The organism is Stenotrophomonas sp. 115C5 (genome assembly GCF_056861055.1).
On sequence record NZ_JBSPUQ010000007.1, the window covers coordinates 182,508 to 200,854 of the forward strand.

Consider the following 18,347-nt stretch of genomic DNA (forward strand, 5'->3'; position numbering starts at 1 on the left):
TACGCCGCCGCCGCGTGCACGGCACGTACCGGCGCAGGCCGTTGGGGATTCAGTGGGCCGCGGCCTGGCGGCTGCGACGGTACAGGGCCATCGCCAGATACAGCAGCCAGCCAACGATCACCGCGATCACCACTTTCTGTCCCAGCCCACGCGGTGGTCCACCACGCCACAGCACATGCAGCCACAACAGCACGAAGGCCAGCCATGCCCAGCCCCAGAGCAGGCCCGCGGCGGACTGCCAACCCGGTTCGCGGCGCAGGTACCAGGCCTGCAGCAGCATGCCGACGCTGGCACACAGGAACGCCGTGTTGGCTGCCAGTCCATGGATGAACGGTGCCAGCAGCGGCGTCGCTTCAGGCAGCCAGCTGTCGCCGATCGCCACCGTCGCCAGGCCCAGCGCGGAAACCGTGAACAGCAAGGGGGCGGCCGCACTGCGCCGCGGGCCGATGCTGCCGCGATACAGCGCAATGCCAAGTGCGGCAATGGCCAGCGCCAGCAGGCAGTAGGCAGCACGCAATGCAAGCCCCCACGGCCCGTGCAGGTACAGGCTCAAGGTCGCCCGCACCCAGTCCAGATCACTGCGCGCGACCTGGGTCCACAGCGCGGTGGCCACGAACAGCAGCAGCGCCACCAGTGCCAGCGCCGCCGCCGGGCGCGCACGGCTCATGGTGCGGCCTCGGGATGCCGCGCCTTCCACTCGGCCAGTGCCTTGCGGTAGCGCTGCAGCTCATCGGAATACAGGTCCAGCACGCACAGCGGGCAGCCACTGCCGCAGCACTCGTTGGGACCAGGCTCTTCTGGTGGCAGCGGGCGGGGATCGGGATCAGGAACGGACACGGTCGGAAACAACAATCATTGGAAACAGGCCACCAGTGTAACGGGCCAGCTCAACCAGCCAGTTGGCGACGCAGGTTGTCACGCGCGGCCGCGTCCAGGCGCTGATGGAAGAACTCACTGAGGAAAATCCGCGGTGCGCGCAGCAGGCCCTGCAGGAATCGGCGGCGGCCGGCACGGTACAGGAAGCCGGGCACCACGCCCTTGTATTCTTCGGCCACGCCACGGTCATAGGCGGCGAACACCGGCTCCGGTGCAGCCAGGATCGCCATGTCGCAGTCCAGGAACAGCGCCGCCTCGGCATCCACATCCTCCGGACCCAGCGCGCCATGGCGGGCGGTCAGCAGGATCAACTGCTCCACGCGAGCAGCGTCGACACCGGCAAGCTCCGGCGCCTGTGCGATCGCCTGCAGGGCCAGCTGCGCCGAACGCGCCTCGTTGTCCTTGCGCCCCGCCTGGTAGATCGCGTCGTGATAGAGCACGGCCAGATAGATCTCGGCCGGCTGCTTCCAGCCGGGGCCATCGGCCACTTCCTGGCAGTGCTGCAGCACCGCGCGCACATGGCCGAAGTGGTGGTAGGCGCGTGGCGGCGTGGCATAGCTGTCCTGCAGCGCCTGCCACTGCGCCGGGGCAAGCGTCAGCGGTGAGAAGTCCATGCCCGGATCATCCCGCCTGTGCCGGCGCCGGGCAAGCTGGCGGTTTTTTCACCACGCACTCACAACGCTTGCCAGGCGAGGCCCGGAGCCAGTTGTCCACAGCTTTGTCGCGCGCTGGTCCACATCGGTTGTGGATGAACGCGGCGCCGACCAACGGTCGCTGCAGCTGGACATCCATGGGAATACACTCGCCACAGGCGGGAGCGCCCGCCGCTGCCGGGAACCGTCATGTACCGTTCTGCCGCCCATTGCCTCACCCTTTCGCTGCTGGCCTTCTGTGCTCCTGCCTTCGGCGCAGGCCAGGCACCGCCCGCCGATGTGGTGACGACCCCGACCATCACCGTGTCGGCCGCACGCGTGCCGACCCCGGAAGAAGTGTTCGCCATTCCCGCGGACCTGCGTGCGATGCTCCAGAAGCAGGTGATCCAGCGCAGCTACTCCCGCGACCAGCGCCTGCAGGCGCTCGTGGAGATGATCTTCGACCAGCACGGGCTGGACCTGCAGTACGACGCCAATGCGACCTACACCGTCAGCGATATCTGGCAGCACCGCCGCGCCAACTGCCTGGCCTTCACCCTGCTGTTCGTAACGCTTGCGCGGGAGGCGGGCATCCAGGCCCGCGTGCAGGAAGTGGGGCAGGTGGTGTCCTGGTACCAGGACCAGGACGCGGGCGTGGTCTACAGCGTTGGTCACGTCAACGCCGGCGTCGATGTCGGCGGCCGCTTCGGTACCGTCGACCTGGATCGCAATGTGCTCTATGACCGCCGCGGGCCGGTTCCCGTCAGCCGTGCGCGGGCATTGGCGCATTTCTACAACAACCGGGGTGCGGAGCGCCTCGCCGACGGGGACTTCGGCGGCGCCCGTGCATTCTTCGACGCGTCCCTGGCTCAGGACAGCGGATTCGCTCCGGTGTGGAACAACCTCGGCGTGCTCGACCACCGCGAAGGCAACAACGAGGCGGCGCGGCAGGCGCTGGATCGATCGCTGCAGCTGGACGGCCGCCAGGATGCCGCACTGACCAATGCCTCCGCGCTGTTCCGCAGCCTGGGCTTGACCGCGCAGGCGCAGTCACTTGAGCGCCGGTTGAAGTCGGTGCAGCGCGAAGACCCGTTCGCGCAGTACATGTTAGGCGCCAAGGCCGAACGGGCCGGCCAGCTGGACCAGGCGATCCGCTATTACCGGCAGGCCGTGCGCCTGTATGACACCGCGCATCAGTTCCACTTCGGGCTGGCGCGGGTCTATTTCCTGGCTGGCCAGCTCAAGCGCGCCGATCGCGAACTGCTGCGTGCACAGGAACTGGGGGGCGCGCCGGAGCAGGCGCGCTACCAGGCCAAGCTGGACAGCCTGGCCCGCTGGCGCGCGCAGCAGCAGGCCAGGCGCTGAAGGCGGTCAGGCCTTCTTGAGGAAGCAGGTCTTCAGGACCAGGCCCTTGATCTTGTCCGAGTTGCCTTCGATGTGCTCGGCATCATCCTCGACCAGGCGGATGTTGCGGATCACGGTGCCCTGCTTGAGCGGGATCGAGGAGCCCTTGACCTTCAGGTCCTTGATCACGGTGACGGTGTCGCCGGCCTGCAGGGTATTGCCGTTGCTGTCACGCACGACCAGGGCGGACCCGGCGCTTTCCTCGGCGGTCCATTCGAAACCGCAGTCGGCGCAGATCCACAGCGCACCATCGGCGTAGGTGTTTTCCAGGGTGCACTGCGGGCAGGCGGGGGCAGAAGACATCAGCAAGTACCTCAAAGTGAATCAACAGCCGCCATTGTAACCGGCTGGCTTCCCCGGCCCTTTTCCGGGCAGGCTCCGGCTGCCCACTGGACCCGGACCAGAACAGCACGCCCGCTGGAACTTGCAGTCGGCGGCGAACTGCAGCAGAGTGCGCGGCCCCTGATCGCCCCCGGAACTCCCCATGCGCCTCGGCATCGACTTCGGTACCAGCAACTCCGCCGCCGCCATCGTGCATGAGGGAAAACTGCTGCCGATCCGCTTCGGCGATGCCGAGCAGTTCCGCACCAGCGTGTATTTCCCCGGCGTGGTGCCCGACCCGGACGACTTCCAGCTCGATGACGGCCAGGAACACCAGCTGCAGCAGATGATCGACAGCGCCGCGCGCGCAGCCCGTGCCGCCGGCCAGGAACGCACGCCACAGGCACTGCGCCGCGAAGCCCTGCGCGCACTGCGCCGGGAATGGATGGAAGCCCGCGCCGGCAAGGAACGCAGCGCCAGCGACCTGCTGCAGAACGCGGTCTACGGCGATGACGCGCTGGAAGCCTATTTCGAGGAACACGAAGGCAACCTGGTGCAGAGCCCGAAGTCGATGCTGGGCTACAACCTGCACCCGCGCGCGAAGCAGACCATCACCGGCATCGCCGCGCACATCCTCGAACACATCCGCCTGACCGCCAGCGCCCAGCTCGGCCAGCCGCTGCGTGCCGCCCTGCTCGGCCGCCCGGTGCAGTTCCGCAGCTCGATCGGCGCGGCCGGCAACGACCAGGCGCTGGACATCCTGCGCGAGGCCGCCACCCAGGCCGGCTTCGACCAGATCGATTTCCTCGAGGAACCGGCCGCGGCGGCCATGCATTACCACGCCGAAAGCCGCGAGCGGCACCAGGCGGTGATCGTCGACATCGGTGGCGGTACCACCGACATCGCGCATGCCGAAGTCGGCGGCGACGATGCCCCGCGCATCCACCGCGCCTGGGGTATCGCCCGCGGCGGTACCGACATCGACCTGGCGCTGAGCCTGTCCAGCTACATGCCGCTGTTCGGCCGCGGCATCACCCGCGTGCCCGCCCACCACTACGTGGAAGCGGCCACCGTGCAGGACATGACCCGCCAGCGCGAGTTCCGCCTGCACAAGTACGACCATGTGGACGCACCGTGGGGCGACCGCCTGCAGGCGCTGCAGGACACCGGCAACACCGCGCGGCTGTACCGCGATGTCGAGCGCGCCAAGATCGCCCTCAGCGCCGCCAGCGAGCACCGCAGCACGCTGGACTACATCGCCCGCGACCTGCATGCCGACAGCAGCGCCGATGGCCTGGCCGCCGCCGCCCATAGCTACCTGGAGCAGATCCGGGAACTGCTGGCGCAGGTCCGCAGCGACATCGGGGGCGACCCGGATGCGGTGTTCCTGACCGGCGGCATGTCCCGCGCCGGCTACCTGCGCCAGGCCGTGGCCGAGGCCTTCCCAGGCGCCCGCATGGTCCACGGCGAGCCCTCACTGGGCGTGGTCCAGGGCCTGGCCTTGGCGGCAGCCAGCCAGGATTAACAAAACGTTACGCGGTCTAAGTTACTCTTGGTCGGCTAGAACTCCGCTGCACCTTCCACCGGCCACGCCGGTGTGTGTCCACGGTGCAGCCTGGCCCGCCCTGCGGGCCTAGCGGCCATGCCTTCCTGGCTCGTTCATGGTCCGCGCTGCACCTGAGCCGCCATCGAGACCCGCTTTGGGCACCCGCCAGGCCCCTGTGGCCTTACAACCTGACGCAGCACCTGCACCCATCGACTGCCGCCGTTGTGACGCGGTCTGTTGCCGGCTGCCCGTGCTGCTGCAGCCCGGCGACCACGTACCTGGCCAGTTCCTGTCACGCGACACCCACGGCCGTGCCGTGATGGCGCGCAACGAGGAAGGCTGGTGCGCGGCGATCGATCCCTATCACCTGCGCTGCACGATCTATTCGCAGCGCCCGGCGATCTGCCGCCAGTTTTCGATGGGCGGCGATGACTGCCGCCGCGAGCGGCAGGACTACCTGCGCCAGGCCGATGCCTGGGCGCTTTCCTCCCCTTCCACCTGACAGGAGCAACCATGCCCCGCAAGGCAAAGACCCCCGCGAAGGCCAGCAACAGCATCCGCAGCGAACGCAAGGGCGCGGCCGCCAGCACCGTGGTCAGCAGCGATTCGATCGCTTCGGACCTGGCAGCGTTCCGCAAGGCCGGTGGCAAGATCGAAGTCCTCGGCACCACCTGGGCGCTGAAGAAAGCCAGCTGACCCAGCACTGACCGCGGCGGCGCTGCCGCCGCGGCCTGCCGGATCGCGCTCAGCGGTCCAAGCGTACCCGCACACTGCCCGAATGCGACTGGATGCGGATGTCACCGTCGCCGCCGCCCAGCCGCGCATCGAGGTGGCTGCCCGGCCCATAGCGCGGCCGCTCCACCTGCCCGGCATCGCTGTTGATCGACCCGCTGAAGCTGTTCACCGACAGCTGTGCCGACACCGTGCGCGGCAGGCTCAGCGTGACCGAGGCACTGACCGATTCCACATTGATGCGGCCACCGGGCGCCAATCCGGCTGCTGCCAGATCGATGCTGCCCGAGACGGTCTCCACCGCCAGCCGCTGCACGCGCCCGGCGTCCACCTCGACCCGGCCGGACACCGTCTGCGCACCGATATCACCGGATACCCCGCCGCCGGCCTCGATCCGGCCACTGACCGTGTTCACGTCCAGCTTGGGCGTCTGCAGGCGTGCACTGACGCTGCCACTGACCGTGTTGAGCTTGCTGTCGCCACTGCGGCCAGCTGCGCTCAGGCTGCCGCTGACCGTGTCGGCCTGCAGCCGTCGCACATCGATGCCACTGATGTCCTGGCTGGCGCTGACCGTGCTCAGCAGCAGCTCCACCGAGCGCGGCACATTCAGCACCAGAGTTGCACCGCCGTTGTTGCTGCGGCGCGGATATTCGATCTCCCAGCGCACACGGTTGGCACTTTTCTCCTGCCGCAGCTGCAGCCCGTCGCTGAGCGTGCCGGTGAGCTGCACGTCATTGCGGTCCCAGCCACGCACGGTCACCTTGCCGGCCACGTTGCTCAGCTCGATGCGACCGCCCGCGGCCAGGGTGTGGCGCTCGTCGATGCGGGTGTCGGCCAGCGCTACGGCAGGGGCCAGCAGCAGCGCGACACAGCAGGAAATCAGGGTTCGGGTCATGGGGGTCTCCTCAGGTCGTCAAGCCGGACTCGGCGGCATAGGCCGCCTGCCGGGTCAGTTCCAGCCGCAGCGCATAGGTGCGCTTGAGCTGGCCAAGCAGGTGCGGCGCACGCGGGTCCTGCGCCAGGGCGGCACGGATCTGCGCCGCGCTTTCATCCAGTTCGTGCAGGGCCGGCTGCCATTCCGGCGCCCGTCCATCGGGCAGCGAAGCAACGGCCTGCTGGTACTGCTCGGTCATCGCCGCCGCCTGCAGCTGCAGTGCTGAAGGTACCGGTACCTCCGGCTGCGCATGGCGCCACGGCGCCACGGCGTAGACCGCCAGGCTGGCCGCCAACGCCGCACCCACCGGCAACCACCAACGCCGACGCGAACGGATCGGCAGGGCCACCACGTTGTCGCCCGGTGCAGGTGCCGCCTGCGGCCCACGCGGCGGCAGCTGGGCCGAAAGGCGTGCCCAGCCATCGGTAGGTACGTCGCGCTCGCTTGGCAGCGCGCGTAGCCGTGCCAGTAGATCGTGGTCGGAATCGTGGTCGTGTGTATTCATGTCATGTCTCCCAGCCGTGCGCGCAACAGGCCGCGCGCACGATGCAACTGTGCCTTGGAACTGCCGACGGCCATCTGCAGCTGTTCGGCGATTTCCTGGTGTTTCCAGCCTTCGATGTCGTGCAGTACCAGTACCGCACGTGCCCGTGGCGGCAGCGTCGACAGCGCCCGTTCGAGGTCGCGTTCGGTGCCGGCACAGCGGTCGTGTACCGCCAGTTCCTGCAACCCTCCGTCCACTTCGTCGAGGCTGTCATGGTCCTGCCCGCCGGCACGCCCGCGCAGTTCCATCAGCGCGGCGTTGACGCCCAGCCGGTGCAGCCAGGTCGACAGGCTGCTCTCGAAACGGAAGCCCGGCAGCGCCTTCCATGCCTGCAGGAACGCTTCCTGCAGCGCGTCCTCGGCGCGTGCCTGCTGGCCGCCACACAGCCGCCACAGCACAGCGAATACCCGGGGCGCGTGGCGCCGGTACAGCAGTTCATAGGCCGCGGTGTCTCCGGCGGCAGCCGCCCGCACCAGGGCGGGTTCGTCGACGGCGTCGTTGGCGGCAGGCAGCGCGGGCATGGTGGTGTCGAGCATATCGCTTGGATGCGGCGACCCGGAAAAAGGTTTAGAGCCCATCCATGATCGATGCCATGCAACCTTTTTGATGGCTGCTGCATCCATGGAAGGTCCTTCGCGAAATTGCCGTCCAGGAGTCCTGCCATGTCCAGCCCATCCTGCGCCGCCCTGCTGGTGATCACCGCCTGCTTACTGTTGCAGGCGATGGGCCTGTCACTGCAGCTGCGTCCCGACAATGGCCGCGCCTGCCTGCAGCAGCACCGCCAGGAGCTGGTCTGCCTGGCCTGGACCCCGGCGGTCGAATCCCCCGCACGCGCCGGGTAACATCGGGGGCCGTTTCCCCCTCCGTAGTCGCCCCATGATGTTGTCGCTGAAGGATCACCTGCCCGCCTGGACTCACCCGTGGCTGAACTACGCCGGCGTCGCCGTGCAGATCGTACTGGTGCTGCTGGTTGCGTGGCTCCTGCGCGTGCTCGCCCGTCGCCTGATCCGCCGCTTCGCCGAGCACTACACGCTGCCGCCCGAAATGGTGATGGGTGCACGCCGGATCACCAGCTTCGTGGTCTATTTCAGTGCCCTGCTGTACATCCTCAGCCTGCTCGGCGCGAAGCCGTCGGTGCTGTGGACCGCCTTCACCGGCTTCGCAGCCGTGGGCGCGGTGGCCTTCTTCGCGGCGTGGAGCGTGCTGTCCAACATCTTCTGCACGCTGCTGATCTTCACCACCCGCCCGTTCCGCCTGCACGACTACATCGAGGTGCTGGAGAACGGCGAGAAGCCAGGCCTGAAGGGCCGGGTGATCGACGTGAACCTGATCTACACCACACTGCAGGAGACCGGCGACGGCCACGAGGGCACGGTGCTGCAGCTGCCGAACAATCTGTTCTTCCAGCGCACGGTGCGCCGCTGGCGTGATCCGGCGCAGGCACCCGGCGGCATCCAGGGCGATGGCTGAGGGTAGGTTTTTCTTTGCAGGGCTGCGCCCTGCACCTGCCGAAGCAACGTCAACGTCAAAGGCGGGCATTCCGTGGGTTGGCGGGCTGGGTCCGGTTGAGGGGGACGCTGCAAGTACGTCCATGTAAGCTCGGTCGCCGCATCCATGCGGCTCACGCCCCCTCAACCGGACCCACCCCGCCTTCGACAGTTTTCCGCGAGCTGTCGGAACGGCGTTCTGCTTTGGTGGGTGCCGACCGTTGGTCGGCACGAATGAATTCATTCGATATCTGACAGATGTGCCGACTAACGGTCGGCACCCGCCAACCGCACGGAATCTGTCAGAGGCGGGGCGGTGTGGGTGGGCAGGACCGTTGGCGCCATGGATGGCGCCATCGAGCCCCCATGGATGGGTTTACGGCGTGTCCTGACCACCCACACCGCCCCGCCATCCCACGGAATGCCCGCTTTTGACGTTGCTCTGGCTCTAGCTCTGGCTTCGGCAGGTGCAGGGCGCAGCCCTGCAATAAAAACCCCCTTTACCTCAGCTGGCTGTCCTTGCTGCCACGCCGGTTGTAGCCGGCATGCGCCTGTTCTTCGTCGTCATGCGCCTGCTGGCACGCCACGCACAGACGTACACCAGGCACGGCCTGGCGCCGCGCCAACGGGATCGGCGCGTCGCATTCCTCACAGTGTTCCAGACCCGGGCCCTCGCGCAGCTGGCGCCGCGCGCGGGCAATCGCATCGTCGACGGTGGCGTCGATCTGGTCCTGGACCGCGCCGTCTCCCGCCCAACCGGTGGCCATGGCCATCCTCCGCAGGTGTGTCGCCTGATATGGGGACGATACACCGCGCAGTAAACGGTAGCGCCGGGCCATGACCGGCGGGCCTTCAGCAAGTTGAGCAGAAGGCAGACGGGCCGCATCAAGCCGATTGCGACTTAATCCCCTCCGTCCCCTTTTTGCTTACCAGACCAGGTCGTCGGGTACCTGGAACTGCGCGTAGTAGGCATCGTCTTCGGCGTTGCCCGTGGAGATCTCGGCGGTCGAGCCCGGCTGGCCATGGTCGACAATGATCGCCTCCGGGGCGCGCTCACGCACCTTCTCGGCAGCAGCACGTGGCAGCAGGGCGTAGCCCTCGCCATTGGCGACAATGACCAGCACGCCGACCGACAGCGCCTTGCGCAGCTTGGGGTCGATCAGCAGGGTGCGGATCGCCGCGCCATCGCTGAAACGGTACTCGTCGTCGCCCTTGTGGGGCACGGCATGGGCCGTGATGATCTGCTTCGCCTGCGCCTTCTGTTCAGCCTGACGGGCCTGGGCATTGCGCTCGGCGGCCAGTGCGCGGTCGCGCTCGACCTTCTCGGCGCGGGCCCGTTCAGCCTCGCGCTGGACGTCGGCCGAGGTCGATTCGGCCTTGCCCTGCCGGGCCTTGGCCTGCGCGCTCGCGGCAGCGCTGGCCTGCGACTTCTTGGCCAGGCCGGCCTTGAGCAATTGTTCCTGCAGCGCGTTGGGCTTTGCCATGGTCGATGCGTACCGCGTGTAATCTTGGATGCTCCATTCTACCGACGCCCCGCCGCCCCTGCATGGCAGTCCTGAAGTACCTCACCGGCTATCCCGAACCCCTGGTCGCCCAGGTCAGCGACCTGCTGGCACAGGGCAAACTCGGCCCCTGGCTGCAGCAGCGCTACCCCGACCCGCACGAAGTGCGCAGCGACCGCCAGCTGTACGACTACACCCAGGACCTGAAGGACCGCTACCTGCGCAAGTCGGTGCCGCTCAACAAGGTCTGCTACGACAACACGCTGGAAGTGATCAAGCACGCGCTGGGCACCCATACCGCCATCTCCCGCGTCCACGGCGGCCGCCTCAAGGCCAGCCGCGAGATCCGCATCGCTACCGTGTTCCGCCAGGCACCGGCCGCGTTCCTGCGCATGATCGTGGTGCACGAACTGGCCCACCTGAAGGAGGCCGACCACAACAAGGCCTTCTACCAGCTGTGCCAGCACATGGAGCCGGATTACCTGCAGCTGGAGTTCGATACCCGGCTGTACCTGACCGAGCTGGCCAACCGCGGCCAGCGCTGACCGGCCGCAGCAGCTACACTGCGCGCCCCCTGCCTGACCTTTCCGCCATGGAACCGATCCGTCTCGACAAACGCCTGTCCGCTCTGCTCGGCATCCCGCGCGGCGAAGCGCGACGCTACATCGAAGGCGGCTGGGTCACGGTCAACGGCGACGTGGTGGAACAGCCGCAGCGTCCGGTCGATGACAGCGCGGTGATCGTCGTGGCAGAGCAGGCCAGCGATGAAAAGGCCGAGCGGGTCAGCATGCTGCTGCACAAGCCGGCCGGCGTTGCTGCTGAGACCCTGTGTGCGCTGGTCAGCAGTGACAGCCGCAGCGAGCTTGATGCCAGCGACATCCGTCCGCTGCAGCGACACTTCCACGGCCTGCAGCTGGCCGCCTCGCTTCCGGCCAGCGACAGCGGCCTGGTGGTGGTCAGCCAGGATCCGGCTACGCTGGCCCATCTGCAGCGCAATCTGGGCCGCACCGAACAGGAATACCTGATCGAAGTGGCCGAAGGCGGGCCCGAGCGCGGCCCGTGGCTGATGGCGCGGCTGCAGCAGGAATCGGGCGGCGCCAAGGTCAGCTGGCAGAGCGAGCAGCGCCTGCGCTTCGCGGGCAAAGGCCTGACGGCCAAGGGCCTGCGCGTGGCGGTCACCGCTGCCGGCCTGCAGGTGACGGCCGTGCGTCGGCTGCGTATTGGCCGCGTGGCACTGGGACCGCTGCCTGCGGGGCAGTGGCGTTACCTGGGCAGCGACGAACGGTTCTGACCGCGAAGTTCCTGTCATCCGCGCATGGCGTGACGTTGCCTGAAGAAGGCATCCACGCATGGCGTGGATCTACTGCCATGAATCTGTTGGCTTTCATCCACGCATGGCGTGGCTCTACCATCGGGCCATGAGCCTGCCCAAGCCCCTGTGGCGACGCCTGCTGCGCGTCGCTGCAATCATCCTCGCCGCGCTGTTGCTGCTGGTCCTGTCCGGGCTGCTGCTGGCCGACCATCTCACGCCACGGGCGCAGGGCGCACCCTCGCATGTGCTGCCACTGCAGCCGGCGCAGACCCGCATCGACCAGGAAATCGTGCCGCTGCAGGACGCACACCCCGGGCAGTCCGGCGTGGCGTTCCTCAGTGATGGCATGGATGCCTTCGCCGCACGCGCGATGATCACCACGCACGCAGGCCGCAGCCTGGACCTGCAGTACTACATCTGGCACGACGACCTGATCGGCCACCTGATGGCCAAGGCGCTGTACGACGCCGCCGAGCGCGGTGTGCGCGTGCGCATCCTGCTTGACGACATGAACGCCAAGGACAAGGACGCGCTGATGATGGCGCTCGATGCGCATCCGAACATCGAGATCCGCCTGTACAACCCGTTCCGCAACCGCAGCGGCATCGCGCGCACGCTGGAACTGGTGCAGCGCGCTTTCAGCGTGAACCACCGCATGCACAACAAGAGCTGGATCGCAGACGGCCGCATCGCGATCGTCGGTGGCCGCAACATCGGCGAGGAATACTTCAGCGCGCGCGACGATGTGAACTTCCAGGATCTGGATCTGGTGGTGGCCGGCCCCGCCGTGCAGCAGGCCAACCAGATCTTTGACGACTACTGGAACAGCAGCACGGCGATCCCGATTTCCGCACTGGCCTCGTACACCGATGCGCAGTTGCAGCAGCTGGTGCGGCAGTCGGACCTGGATACCATGCATGCCAAGGCACAGCCCTACCTGCAGCGCGTGGCCGAATCACGCGCACGGCAGCGGCCCAGCCCGGAACCGCTGCACTGGAGCGCCAACGTGCGCATCGCTTCCGATCCGCCGATGAAGCACCGCGATGACGATCGCCGCGGCTGGTTGGTCAGCCGTCTCAGCGACGAGTTGCGCAGCACGCGGCACAGTGCGCTGCTGATCTCTCCCTACTTCGTGCCCGGCAACGATGGGGTCGAGGCGCTGTCGGCGCTGGCCGCGCGCGGCGCGCAGGTCGGCGTGGTCACCAATTCACTCGCCGCCAACGACGTGGCGGCGGTACACGGCGGCTACATGGGCTACCGCGTGCCGCTGCTGAAGGCCGGCGTGCAGCTGTACGAACTGAAGGCACACGGCCAGCTGGATGCCAGCCTGTTCGGCAGCAGCGGGGCCAGCCTGCACACCAAGGCATTCGTGGTCGATGACCGTCGTGGTTTCGTCGGTTCGTTCAACCTCGACCCGCGTTCGGCCTACCTCAATACCGAAATGGGCGTGCTGTTCGACGACCCGGTGCTGGGTGCGCAATTGCGCGACGAGTACCTGCGCCTTGCCGGCCCGGAGCACAGCTGGTGGCTGGCGCTGGGTCGCGATGATGACCTGCGCTGGCTGGAGCGGCAGCCCCCGCCGCACTGGGTGGAGGCCGAACCCGGGGCCAGCCTGGGCAAGCGCTGGACCGCGCGGGTGATCAGCTGGCTGCCGGTGGAATCGCAGCTGTAGCACTCAGGGCGCAGGATCCGCTTCTTCCTGTCCAGCGTCATCGCGTGTTTCCACACTGCGCCCGTGCAGGCGCCGCCAGATCCAGCGCAGGGCATGCGGCGGCGCCGAAGGCAACTGTTCGAGCAGGGCCAGCATGCGGCTCTGGCTGGCATGTCCATGCCGGCACAGCAGGCTGGCCGCTGCGGCCGCACTGGCCAGGCGCAGGCTGTCAGCCAGCGGGCCATCCGCCTCGGGCGCCAGTGCCTGGTGCACCGGCTCGGGCAGCTCCCAGGCCGCAGCCACGCGTTGCGCCAACGGCAGCGACCACTGCTGGAGCAGCTGCAGCGCCAGCGCCGGCTCCACCGTCTCATCGCGTGCCTGCGCTTCCTGCAGCAGCTGGCGCATCACCAGTGCGGCCCCCAGCCCCTGTACCAGGCCCAGCCACTGGGCGGCGAAGGCATCGCCGAAGGTGACCGTGCGCGCGTGGTCAGCGGCTGCGCGCGAAGCCAGCAGCGCGTGCTCCCAGATGATCGTGCTGAACTGCGGAAACACCTCGCACTGCACCTGCATCACCGGCTGCACCAGCACCGCGCTGATGATCTGTCGCACGCCTTCGGTACCGACCAGCGTCACCGCCCGCTGCAGGCTTTCCACTGGGCGCTCGTGCACCTTGTAGGCCGGGCTGTTGGCGATGCGCAGCAGGTTGCCGGTCAGCACCGGGTCCTGGCCGATGATCGCCGCCATCACCCGCGCCGATGCCGCATCGTCGTTGACCGTCTGGATCAGCTGCGGCAGCAGCTGCGGGCGGCGCGGCAACTGACGGGCCGCCCAGTCCCGGTCCTGCAGTGCGCGCGCCACCGCCTCGCCCAGCCCCGCGGCCTGCACCGGCGTGGATTCACCGGCCAGGCGCGGGTACAGGGCCAGCGCATGCAGGCCGCGCTGCAGATGTGCAGCGATCTCGGCCGAAGGCAGCGCCTCACCCTGCAGGCTGGCCGCAGCCGCCGCCACCGCCTGCCGCGACACCGCCGCCAACCGGGACGGCGCGGCCCCGGTCGAGCGCGCCAGCCAGCCGCGCAGCGATCGCCACCAGGCCGGCGTCATCGCCGCCCGCCCTGTCGTTGTGGTGCCCTTGCCGTCACTGACCGCCCTGCCTCTTCACGCGAATCCGGCCACCCGCCGTCGTCGCAGCATCGGCCGCACTTTCATCTTCTTTAACCGGAAGGCCGCCGATGTCGACGGCACCGGCCGGGGGAATGGACTAGAATGGCGCCGCGCGACCCGTCCCCCTGCACCGACGACGTCGCTTTTTTTGTTTTGGGACCCTACCGTTCACTGGCCGTTCGCTGCAGTTCGCCGCTGATCGCGCCATCGGAGACGCCATGCTATTCGAAACCCTCGCCACCACCGGCCACGAACAGGTGGTGTTCTGCCACAACCACGACGCTGGCCTGAAGGCGATCATCGCCATCCACAACACCACCCTTGGCCCGGCCCTGGGCGGCGTGCGCATGCGCCCCTACGCCAGCACCGACGAGGCGCTGACCGATGCGCTGCGGCTGAGCCGGACGATGACCTACAAGAATGCACTGGCCGGCCTCAACGTAGGTGGCGGCAAGGCGGTGATCATCGGCGACCCCAAAGTGGACAAGACCGAGGTGCTGTTCCGTGCCTTCGGCCGCTATGTCGATTCCCTGGGCGGGCGCTACATCACTGCCGAGGACGTCGGCACCGACGTCAACGACATGGAGAACATCTACCTGGAAAGCCAGTTCGTGACCGGCGTGCACCAGGTCCATGGTGGCTCCGGCGATCCCGCCCCGTTCACCGCCTACGGTGCGCTGCAGGCACTGATGGCATCGATGCGCTTCAAGTTCGGCCATGAGGAAGTGGGCAAGACCAGCATCGCAGTGCAGGGCCTGGGCCACATCGGCATGGAACTGGTGAAGCTGCTGCGCGACCGCGGCGCCAAGCTCTACGTCACCGACCTGGACAGCGCGCTGGTTGATCGCGCGGTCAGCGATTTCGGCGCCGAAGCAGTCAAGCCGGACGAGATCCATGAAGTGAACGCCGACGTGTTCGCACCGTGCGCGCTGGAAGGCGCGATCAACGCCGACACCCTGCCGCGGATCAAGGCGAAGATCATCTGCGGCACCGCCAACAACCAGCTGTCGAGCCTGGAGATCGGCGACGAGCTGCATGCGCGCGGCATCCTGTATGCACCGGACTATGCGGTCAATGCCGGTGGCGTGATGAACGTGTCGCTGGAGATCGACGGATACAACCGCGAACGCGCGATGCGCCTGATCCGCAGCATCTACCACAACCTCACCCGCATCTTCGAACTGTCGCAGCGCGAGAACATCGCGCCGCAGCGTGCCGCCGACCGCATCGCCGAGAGCCGCATCCTGTCGATCGGCAAGCTGAAGATGCCGCTGGGCCGCAGCACCCCGCGCCTGGGCAACCTGCGCGGCGGCTGAGCCAGCCGACGTCGCGCCGGGCAGGACCCGGCGCGACCTGTCCTTCAGAAGCCGGTGCTGTAGCGCAGGGCTGCCTGCCGCGCACCTTCGCCACCGACGCGCTGGTCGAAGCCCAGGCTCAGGCGGCCAGTGCGGCCCCACCACGATTCCAGCGCCACGCCGATCAGCGCACTGCCGCGCGGCGCGTTCCAGCCCGCCAGCGGTGCCCAGGCATCGACGCCGACGAAACTGGCCTGCCAGTCCGCATCCGCACCATCAAGCCGTTGCTGCCATTCGGCATGCCCACGCAGCGTCCAACGCCCCCAGCCACGCTCGCCGCGGATACCGGCCAGCATCTGGCTGCGCTGCACGCGATTGGCATCACCCCGCAGGCCGAAACCGAAGCCGCCGAGCTCATTGAAGGCGTCGGTATCCACGCGCGTGGTGCTGGCGCCGACGTAGGGCGTCAATGATGCGCCTGCACGCCCCAGCCGGTACCCGCCCTCCACGCTGGCACTGCTGAAACGGCCGCCATACCGCGCAGAGACGCCATAGGCGCCCGCACCGAGCAGCAGCTGACGATCCAGCGCGCGGGTGAACTGGCCGCTGCCGACCTGGGCCAGCGCGTAGCCACGCCCCAGATTCCAGCCCGCGTACAGCTGCGCCTGCGCCTGGCGATCACGCCCACGATCGCCGCCGAAACTGCTGCCACCATTACTTCGGGTCTCGCCAAACGCCACGCCCATCAGACCGTTGCTGCCCAGTGGCAGATCCTGGCCGGCCATCCAGCCCCGGCTGTCGGCAGCGTTGCCGGCGAAGCTGCCCTGCCCCGCCTCACCCAGCGCGCTCTGCCAGCTCCCGCGCAGGCGCGGTGCGGCCTGTACACGATCGAAGCGCTCGGCGATCGCACGCCGCGACATGTCGATGCTGTCGAAGGTCGCCGCTTCGGCACGGGCGTGCGCTTGACCGGACAGGCTCTGCAGGCTGGCGGCCAGGCCCTGCGGGCCACCGCCGGTCCACTGCAGGGCGCCGGCCGCTGCACCAAAGGCCGATCCCTGCAGCCCTGCGTTTCTGTCGAGTGCTGCGAATGCACCTTCCAGGCGCTGTGCTGCCGCCTGGGCGGACGCCCCCAGGCCACTGGCCGCTGCGGTGACGCTGACCTGGGTCAGGTTCAACCAGGCGTTGTTGCTGTCATAGCCGTAACTGCTCTGCAGCAACGACAGCCCCTGCAGGCCACTGGAGGTAGCCGGCGTACTGAAGGTGCCACTGAGTCCGCCTGCCGCATGGATCAGGTCCTGCCGGCTGCCGTTCTGCGGCACGTAGCCGGAAACGAAGCCATGCACGCGCACGCCACCGTCGATCGTGGCATTGCCGGTGACCTGCAGCGCATTGGCGCCCAGTGCGATCATCAGCTGCGCGCCGGCCTGCTGGGTGTAGTTGCCCTCGATGGTGCCGGTGGTGTTGCCGGTGGTGAGGAACACGCTGCTGCCGTTGACCACATTGCCGATCACGCGGGGCGTGCCGCCATTGAACTGCAGGCCGGTCGAATCCGGATCGGACTGGCCGAGAATGGTCACATTGGAACGGACCATGCCACCGTTCTGCAGCGACAGGATGCCGCGTTCGATGCGGGTGGCGCCGGTGTAACTGTTGTTGCCGGCCAGCACCAGGGTGCCCCCGCCCTGCTTGACCAGGCCGCCGCTGCCGACGATGTCGTTGCGCCACGCCGAGCCGGTCGAAGCAAGATCCACGTTGGCGACCACATCCCCCCAGTCGAAACGGCCCGGACCGTTGATCGCACGACCGATGTCGAGCAGGCCGTAGCCGAACACCGGATCCACGCCCGGCGCGCCGATGTCCTTGGCGGTGCCCAGCAGGGTCTGCCGCACCAGATCGTTGCTGAAGTACGGGAAGCGCTCCCAGACCAGCGCCGCCGCACCGGAAATCAAGGGCGCCGCAAATGACGTGCCGTAGTTCCAGTAGTAGCTGCCACCATTGGCATCGGGATAGACCGCGCTGCCTGGCGCCGCCAGGCAGTAGCGGGCTGCCTGGCCACAGGCATTGGCATAGCTGGCCAGCGTACCGGGCGCATACGGATCCACGGCGGTGGCCACCAGCCAGCCGCGCTCCAGATCGGCGGCCGGCAGCGTGCCGGCCACGCCCTGCTGGCTGGGGAGCGCGGCCAGGCTGCTCGGTTCGCTGCGGCCATCATTGCCCGCGGCAAACACCACCAGCCCGCCGTGGTTGATCACGAAGGGACGATACTCGGCGGCCACCTGCGCGGTGGTCGGCAGGTCGGTCCAGTACAGGCCGCCCCACGAGTTGTTCATCACCTTCACGTTGTAGCTGATCAGGTCCTGGTGGACCTGGGCCACACCCAGCGGTCCGCTGAATGCATTGCCGCGTCCGCTGCCGTCGTCGGTCGGCGGTTTGTCGGCAATGATCCGTGCCGACACGATCTGCGCCTTTGGCGCGATGCCGCCCGGCCAGGAGCCCGTTGCCGCGCCGGCGGCGAGGCTGGCCACGGCGGTGCCGTGGCCGACCACATCATCGACACCCAGATTGTTTCTGGCCGGATCGATGTAGTTGAGGTTGGCCAGCACCCGGCCATTCAATGCCACCGCATTGCGCTGCACGCCGGAATCGACGATGCCGATGCGCACGTTCTGACCGGTCAGGCCGGCAGCCTGTGCGGCGCGCGCATTGGTGACTGACAGATGCGCGTCGAAAGCCGGCTCCTGTGGTTTGACCGGGGGCGGCGGCGTCGGTGGCGGGGTAGTCGGTGGCGGCGGTGGTGGCGGTGTATCGATGCGCACGTTGCCGCCCCCGCCACCTCCACCACAGGCCGTCAGCGCCAGTGCCAGCGCGGTTGCCAGGGCAGATCTCACCGTCGTCGTGCGTTTCATCGATTCCTTCCCATGAACGTTGGCCCGCCCTTGTGCCGGCAGGC

General features: G+C 68.0%; 21 protein-coding genes. 10 read left to right on the plus strand and 11 right to left on the minus strand.

All coding sequences use genetic code 11. The features are described 5' to 3' along the window. Positions 1-49: 49 nt before the first annotated feature. Genes AC13FN_RS11260 through AC13FN_RS11270 form a run of 3 tightly spaced genes read right to left on the minus strand, consistent with a single transcriptional unit; the run spans position 50 to position 1,490 of the window. Entirely contained in the window at positions 50-667 is a 618-nt protein-coding gene (locus AC13FN_RS11260; protein WP_478415157.1) for a DUF998 domain-containing protein, read from the minus strand. After that, positions 664-837, minus strand: a complete 174-nt coding sequence (locus AC13FN_RS11265; protein WP_049411906.1) for an oxidoreductase-like domain-containing protein — start codon at positions 835-837, stop codon at positions 664-666. The genes AC13FN_RS11260 and AC13FN_RS11265 overlap by 4 nt, the downstream gene beginning before the upstream one ends. Before the next feature lie 50 nt (positions 838-887). Beyond that, positions 888-1,490, minus strand: a complete 603-nt coding sequence (locus AC13FN_RS11270; RefSeq protein ID WP_478415158.1) for an HD domain-containing protein — start codon at positions 1,488-1,490, stop codon at positions 888-890. 228 nt (positions 1,491-1,718) lie between these two features. Between AC13FN_RS11270 and AC13FN_RS11275 the strand changes: the two genes are divergently transcribed. Then, positions 1,719-2,873 carry a tetratricopeptide repeat protein gene (locus tag AC13FN_RS11275; protein ID WP_049434158.1) on the plus strand — a complete coding sequence of 385 codons (1,155 nt, stop codon included), beginning with the start codon at positions 1,719-1,721 and terminating at the stop codon, positions 2,871-2,873. A 6-nt stretch (positions 2,874-2,879) separates the two neighbouring features. Here the strand turns inward: AC13FN_RS11275 and AC13FN_RS11280 are convergent, their stop codons facing one another. After that, entirely contained in the window at positions 2,880-3,215 is a 336-nt protein-coding gene (locus tag AC13FN_RS11280; protein WP_019337002.1) for a zinc ribbon domain-containing protein YjdM, read from the minus strand. A gap of 181 nt (positions 3,216-3,396) precedes the next feature. On the opposite strand from AC13FN_RS11280, the gene AC13FN_RS11285 reads away from it, so the two are divergent. From AC13FN_RS11285 to AC13FN_RS11295, 3 genes are all read left to right on the plus strand, one after another. After that, entirely contained in the window at positions 3,397-4,758 is a 1,362-nt protein-coding gene (locus tag AC13FN_RS11285; RefSeq protein WP_197579154.1) for an Hsp70 family protein, read from the plus strand. A 229-nt stretch (positions 4,759-4,987) separates the two neighbouring features. Next, positions 4,988-5,281 (plus strand): YkgJ family cysteine cluster protein, encoded by a 294-nt coding sequence (locus AC13FN_RS11290; protein ID WP_053462562.1) that lies wholly within the window; start codon positions 4,988-4,990, stop codon positions 5,279-5,281. An 11-nt stretch (positions 5,282-5,292) separates the two neighbouring features. Then, positions 5,293-5,475: a hypothetical protein gene (locus tag AC13FN_RS11295; protein ID WP_005410566.1), complete on the plus strand. Its 183-nt coding sequence runs from the start codon at positions 5,293-5,295 to the stop codon at positions 5,473-5,475. A 49-nt stretch (positions 5,476-5,524) separates the two neighbouring features. Here AC13FN_RS11295 and AC13FN_RS11300 read toward each other — a convergent pair whose 3' ends face one another. From AC13FN_RS11300 to AC13FN_RS11310, 3 genes are read right to left on the minus strand one after another with little or no spacing between them, the layout of a single operon-like run. Next, positions 5,525-6,406: a DUF4097 family beta strand repeat-containing protein gene (locus AC13FN_RS11300; protein WP_054172281.1), complete on the minus strand. Its 882-nt coding sequence runs from the start codon at positions 6,404-6,406 to the stop codon at positions 5,525-5,527. Between the two features lie 10 nt (positions 6,407-6,416). After that, positions 6,417-6,950: a hypothetical protein gene (locus tag AC13FN_RS11305; RefSeq protein ID WP_049434164.1), complete on the minus strand. Its 534-nt coding sequence runs from the start codon at positions 6,948-6,950 to the stop codon at positions 6,417-6,419. Further along, the gene (locus AC13FN_RS11310; RefSeq protein ID WP_010482872.1) at positions 6,947-7,525 is read right to left on the minus strand and encodes an RNA polymerase sigma factor; all 579 of its coding nucleotides are present in this window, start codon (positions 7,523-7,525) and stop codon (positions 6,947-6,949) included. The genes AC13FN_RS11305 and AC13FN_RS11310 overlap by 4 nt, the downstream gene beginning before the upstream one ends. A gap of 126 nt (positions 7,526-7,651) precedes the next feature. On the opposite strand from AC13FN_RS11310, the gene AC13FN_RS11315 reads away from it, so the two are divergent. Both AC13FN_RS11315 and AC13FN_RS11320 read left to right on the plus strand, forming a co-directional pair. Continuing rightward, a complete protein-coding gene (locus AC13FN_RS11315) occupies positions 7,652-7,831 on the plus strand; it encodes a hypothetical protein (protein ID WP_010482869.1) in 180 nt (59 codons plus the stop codon). A 34-nt stretch (positions 7,832-7,865) separates the two neighbouring features. Beyond that, positions 7,866-8,459 (plus strand): mechanosensitive ion channel family protein, encoded by a 594-nt coding sequence (locus tag AC13FN_RS11320; RefSeq protein WP_010482867.1) that lies wholly within the window; start codon positions 7,866-7,868, stop codon positions 8,457-8,459. A 517-nt stretch (positions 8,460-8,976) separates the two neighbouring features. Here the strand turns inward: AC13FN_RS11320 and AC13FN_RS11325 are convergent. Beyond that, complete coding sequence (locus AC13FN_RS11325) at positions 8,977-9,243, minus strand: DksA/TraR family C4-type zinc finger protein (RefSeq protein ID WP_010482865.1); 267 nt, start codon at positions 9,241-9,243, stop codon at positions 8,977-8,979. A gap of 159 nt (positions 9,244-9,402) precedes the next feature. Continuing rightward, positions 9,403-9,960 carry a DUF2058 domain-containing protein gene (locus AC13FN_RS11330; protein ID WP_019338831.1) on the minus strand — a complete coding sequence of 186 codons (558 nt, stop codon included), beginning with the start codon at positions 9,958-9,960 and terminating at the stop codon, positions 9,403-9,405. Between the two features lie 62 nt (positions 9,961-10,022). On the opposite strand from AC13FN_RS11330, the gene AC13FN_RS11335 reads away from it, so the two are divergent. The 3 genes from AC13FN_RS11335 (at position 10,023) to AC13FN_RS11345 (ending at position 12,962) form a co-directional block, all read left to right on the plus strand. Continuing rightward, positions 10,023-10,523 carry a M48 metallopeptidase family protein gene (locus AC13FN_RS11335; RefSeq protein ID WP_010482861.1) on the plus strand — a complete coding sequence of 167 codons (501 nt, stop codon included), beginning with the start codon at positions 10,023-10,025 and terminating at the stop codon, positions 10,521-10,523. Between the two features lie 47 nt (positions 10,524-10,570). Further along, entirely contained in the window at positions 10,571-11,269 is a 699-nt protein-coding gene (locus AC13FN_RS11340; protein ID WP_010482859.1) for an RNA pseudouridine synthase, read from the plus strand. Positions 11,270-11,372: 103 nt separating this feature from the next. Beyond that, positions 11,373-12,962: a phospholipase D family protein gene (locus AC13FN_RS11345; protein WP_054172284.1), complete on the plus strand. Its 1,590-nt coding sequence runs from the start codon at positions 11,373-11,375 to the stop codon at positions 12,960-12,962. A 3-nt stretch (positions 12,963-12,965) separates the two neighbouring features. On the opposite strand, the gene AC13FN_RS11350 is transcribed toward AC13FN_RS11345, so the two are convergent. Continuing rightward, positions 12,966-14,042 carry an HDOD domain-containing protein gene (locus AC13FN_RS11350; protein WP_049436439.1) on the minus strand — a complete coding sequence of 359 codons (1,077 nt, stop codon included), beginning with the start codon at positions 14,040-14,042 and terminating at the stop codon, positions 12,966-12,968. Between the two features lie 278 nt (positions 14,043-14,320). Between AC13FN_RS11350 and AC13FN_RS11355 the strand changes: the two genes are divergently transcribed. Then, a complete protein-coding gene (locus tag AC13FN_RS11355) occupies positions 14,321-15,418 on the plus strand; it encodes a Glu/Leu/Phe/Val dehydrogenase dimerization domain-containing protein (RefSeq protein ID WP_482984934.1) in 1,098 nt (365 codons plus the stop codon). A 44-nt stretch (positions 15,419-15,462) separates the two neighbouring features. Here the strand turns inward: AC13FN_RS11355 and AC13FN_RS11360 are convergent, their stop codons facing one another. After that, on the minus strand, positions 15,463-18,303 hold the full coding sequence (locus AC13FN_RS11360) for an autotransporter serine protease (RefSeq protein WP_180836330.1): 2,841 nt from the start codon (positions 18,301-18,303) through the stop codon (positions 15,463-15,465). Positions 18,304-18,347: the final 44 nt, after the last annotated feature.

What these genes read in the sequence shown, in the direction of transcription:
- AC13FN_RS11260 (WP_478415157.1), bottom strand. Translation starts at nt 667, where the DNA reads ATGAGCCGTGCGCGCCCGGCGGCGGCGCTGGCACTGGTGGCGCTGCTG.
- AC13FN_RS11270 (WP_478415158.1), bottom strand. Translation starts at nt 1,490, where the DNA reads ATGGACTTCTCACCGCTGACGCTTGCCCCGGCGCAGTGGCAGGCGCTG.
- AC13FN_RS11275 (WP_049434158.1), top strand. Translation starts at nt 1,719, where the DNA reads ATGTACCGTTCTGCCGCCCATTGCCTCACCCTTTCGCTGCTGGCCTTC.
- AC13FN_RS11280 (WP_019337002.1), bottom strand. Translation starts at nt 3,215, where the DNA reads ATGTCTTCTGCCCCCGCCTGCCCGCAGTGCACCCTGGAAAACACCTAC.
- AC13FN_RS11285 (WP_197579154.1), top strand. Translation starts at nt 3,397, where the DNA reads ATGCGCCTCGGCATCGACTTCGGTACCAGCAACTCCGCCGCCGCCATC.
- AC13FN_RS11295 (WP_005410566.1), top strand. Translation starts at nt 5,293, where the DNA reads ATGCCCCGCAAGGCAAAGACCCCCGCGAAGGCCAGCAACAGCATCCGC.
- AC13FN_RS11300 (WP_054172281.1), bottom strand. Translation starts at nt 6,406, where the DNA reads ATGACCCGAACCCTGATTTCCTGCTGTGTCGCGCTGCTGCTGGCCCCT.
- AC13FN_RS11305 (WP_049434164.1), bottom strand. Translation starts at nt 6,950, where the DNA reads ATGAATACACACGACCACGATTCCGACCACGATCTACTGGCACGGCTA.
- AC13FN_RS11310 (WP_010482872.1), bottom strand. Translation starts at nt 7,525, where the DNA reads ATGCTCGACACCACCATGCCCGCGCTGCCTGCCGCCAACGACGCCGTC.
- AC13FN_RS11315 (WP_010482869.1), top strand. Translation starts at nt 7,652, where the DNA reads ATGTCCAGCCCATCCTGCGCCGCCCTGCTGGTGATCACCGCCTGCTTA.
- AC13FN_RS11320 (WP_010482867.1), top strand. Translation starts at nt 7,866, where the DNA reads ATGATGTTGTCGCTGAAGGATCACCTGCCCGCCTGGACTCACCCGTGG.
- AC13FN_RS11325 (WP_010482865.1), bottom strand. Translation starts at nt 9,243, where the DNA reads ATGGCCACCGGTTGGGCGGGAGACGGCGCGGTCCAGGACCAGATCGAC.
- AC13FN_RS11330 (WP_019338831.1), bottom strand. Translation starts at nt 9,960, where the DNA reads ATGGCAAAGCCCAACGCGCTGCAGGAACAATTGCTCAAGGCCGGCCTG.
- AC13FN_RS11335 (WP_010482861.1), top strand. Translation starts at nt 10,023, where the DNA reads ATGGCAGTCCTGAAGTACCTCACCGGCTATCCCGAACCCCTGGTCGCC.
- AC13FN_RS11340 (WP_010482859.1), top strand. Translation starts at nt 10,571, where the DNA reads ATGGAACCGATCCGTCTCGACAAACGCCTGTCCGCTCTGCTCGGCATC.
- AC13FN_RS11345 (WP_054172284.1), top strand. Translation starts at nt 11,373, where the DNA reads ATGGCGTGGCTCTACCATCGGGCCATGAGCCTGCCCAAGCCCCTGTGG.
- AC13FN_RS11350 (WP_049436439.1), bottom strand. Translation starts at nt 14,042, where the DNA reads ATGACGCCGGCCTGGTGGCGATCGCTGCGCGGCTGGCTGGCGCGCTCG.
- AC13FN_RS11355 (WP_482984934.1), top strand. Translation starts at nt 14,321, where the DNA reads ATGCTATTCGAAACCCTCGCCACCACCGGCCACGAACAGGTGGTGTTC.
- AC13FN_RS11360 (WP_180836330.1), bottom strand. Translation starts at nt 18,303, where the DNA reads ATGAAACGCACGACGACGGTGAGATCTGCCCTGGCAACCGCGCTGGCA.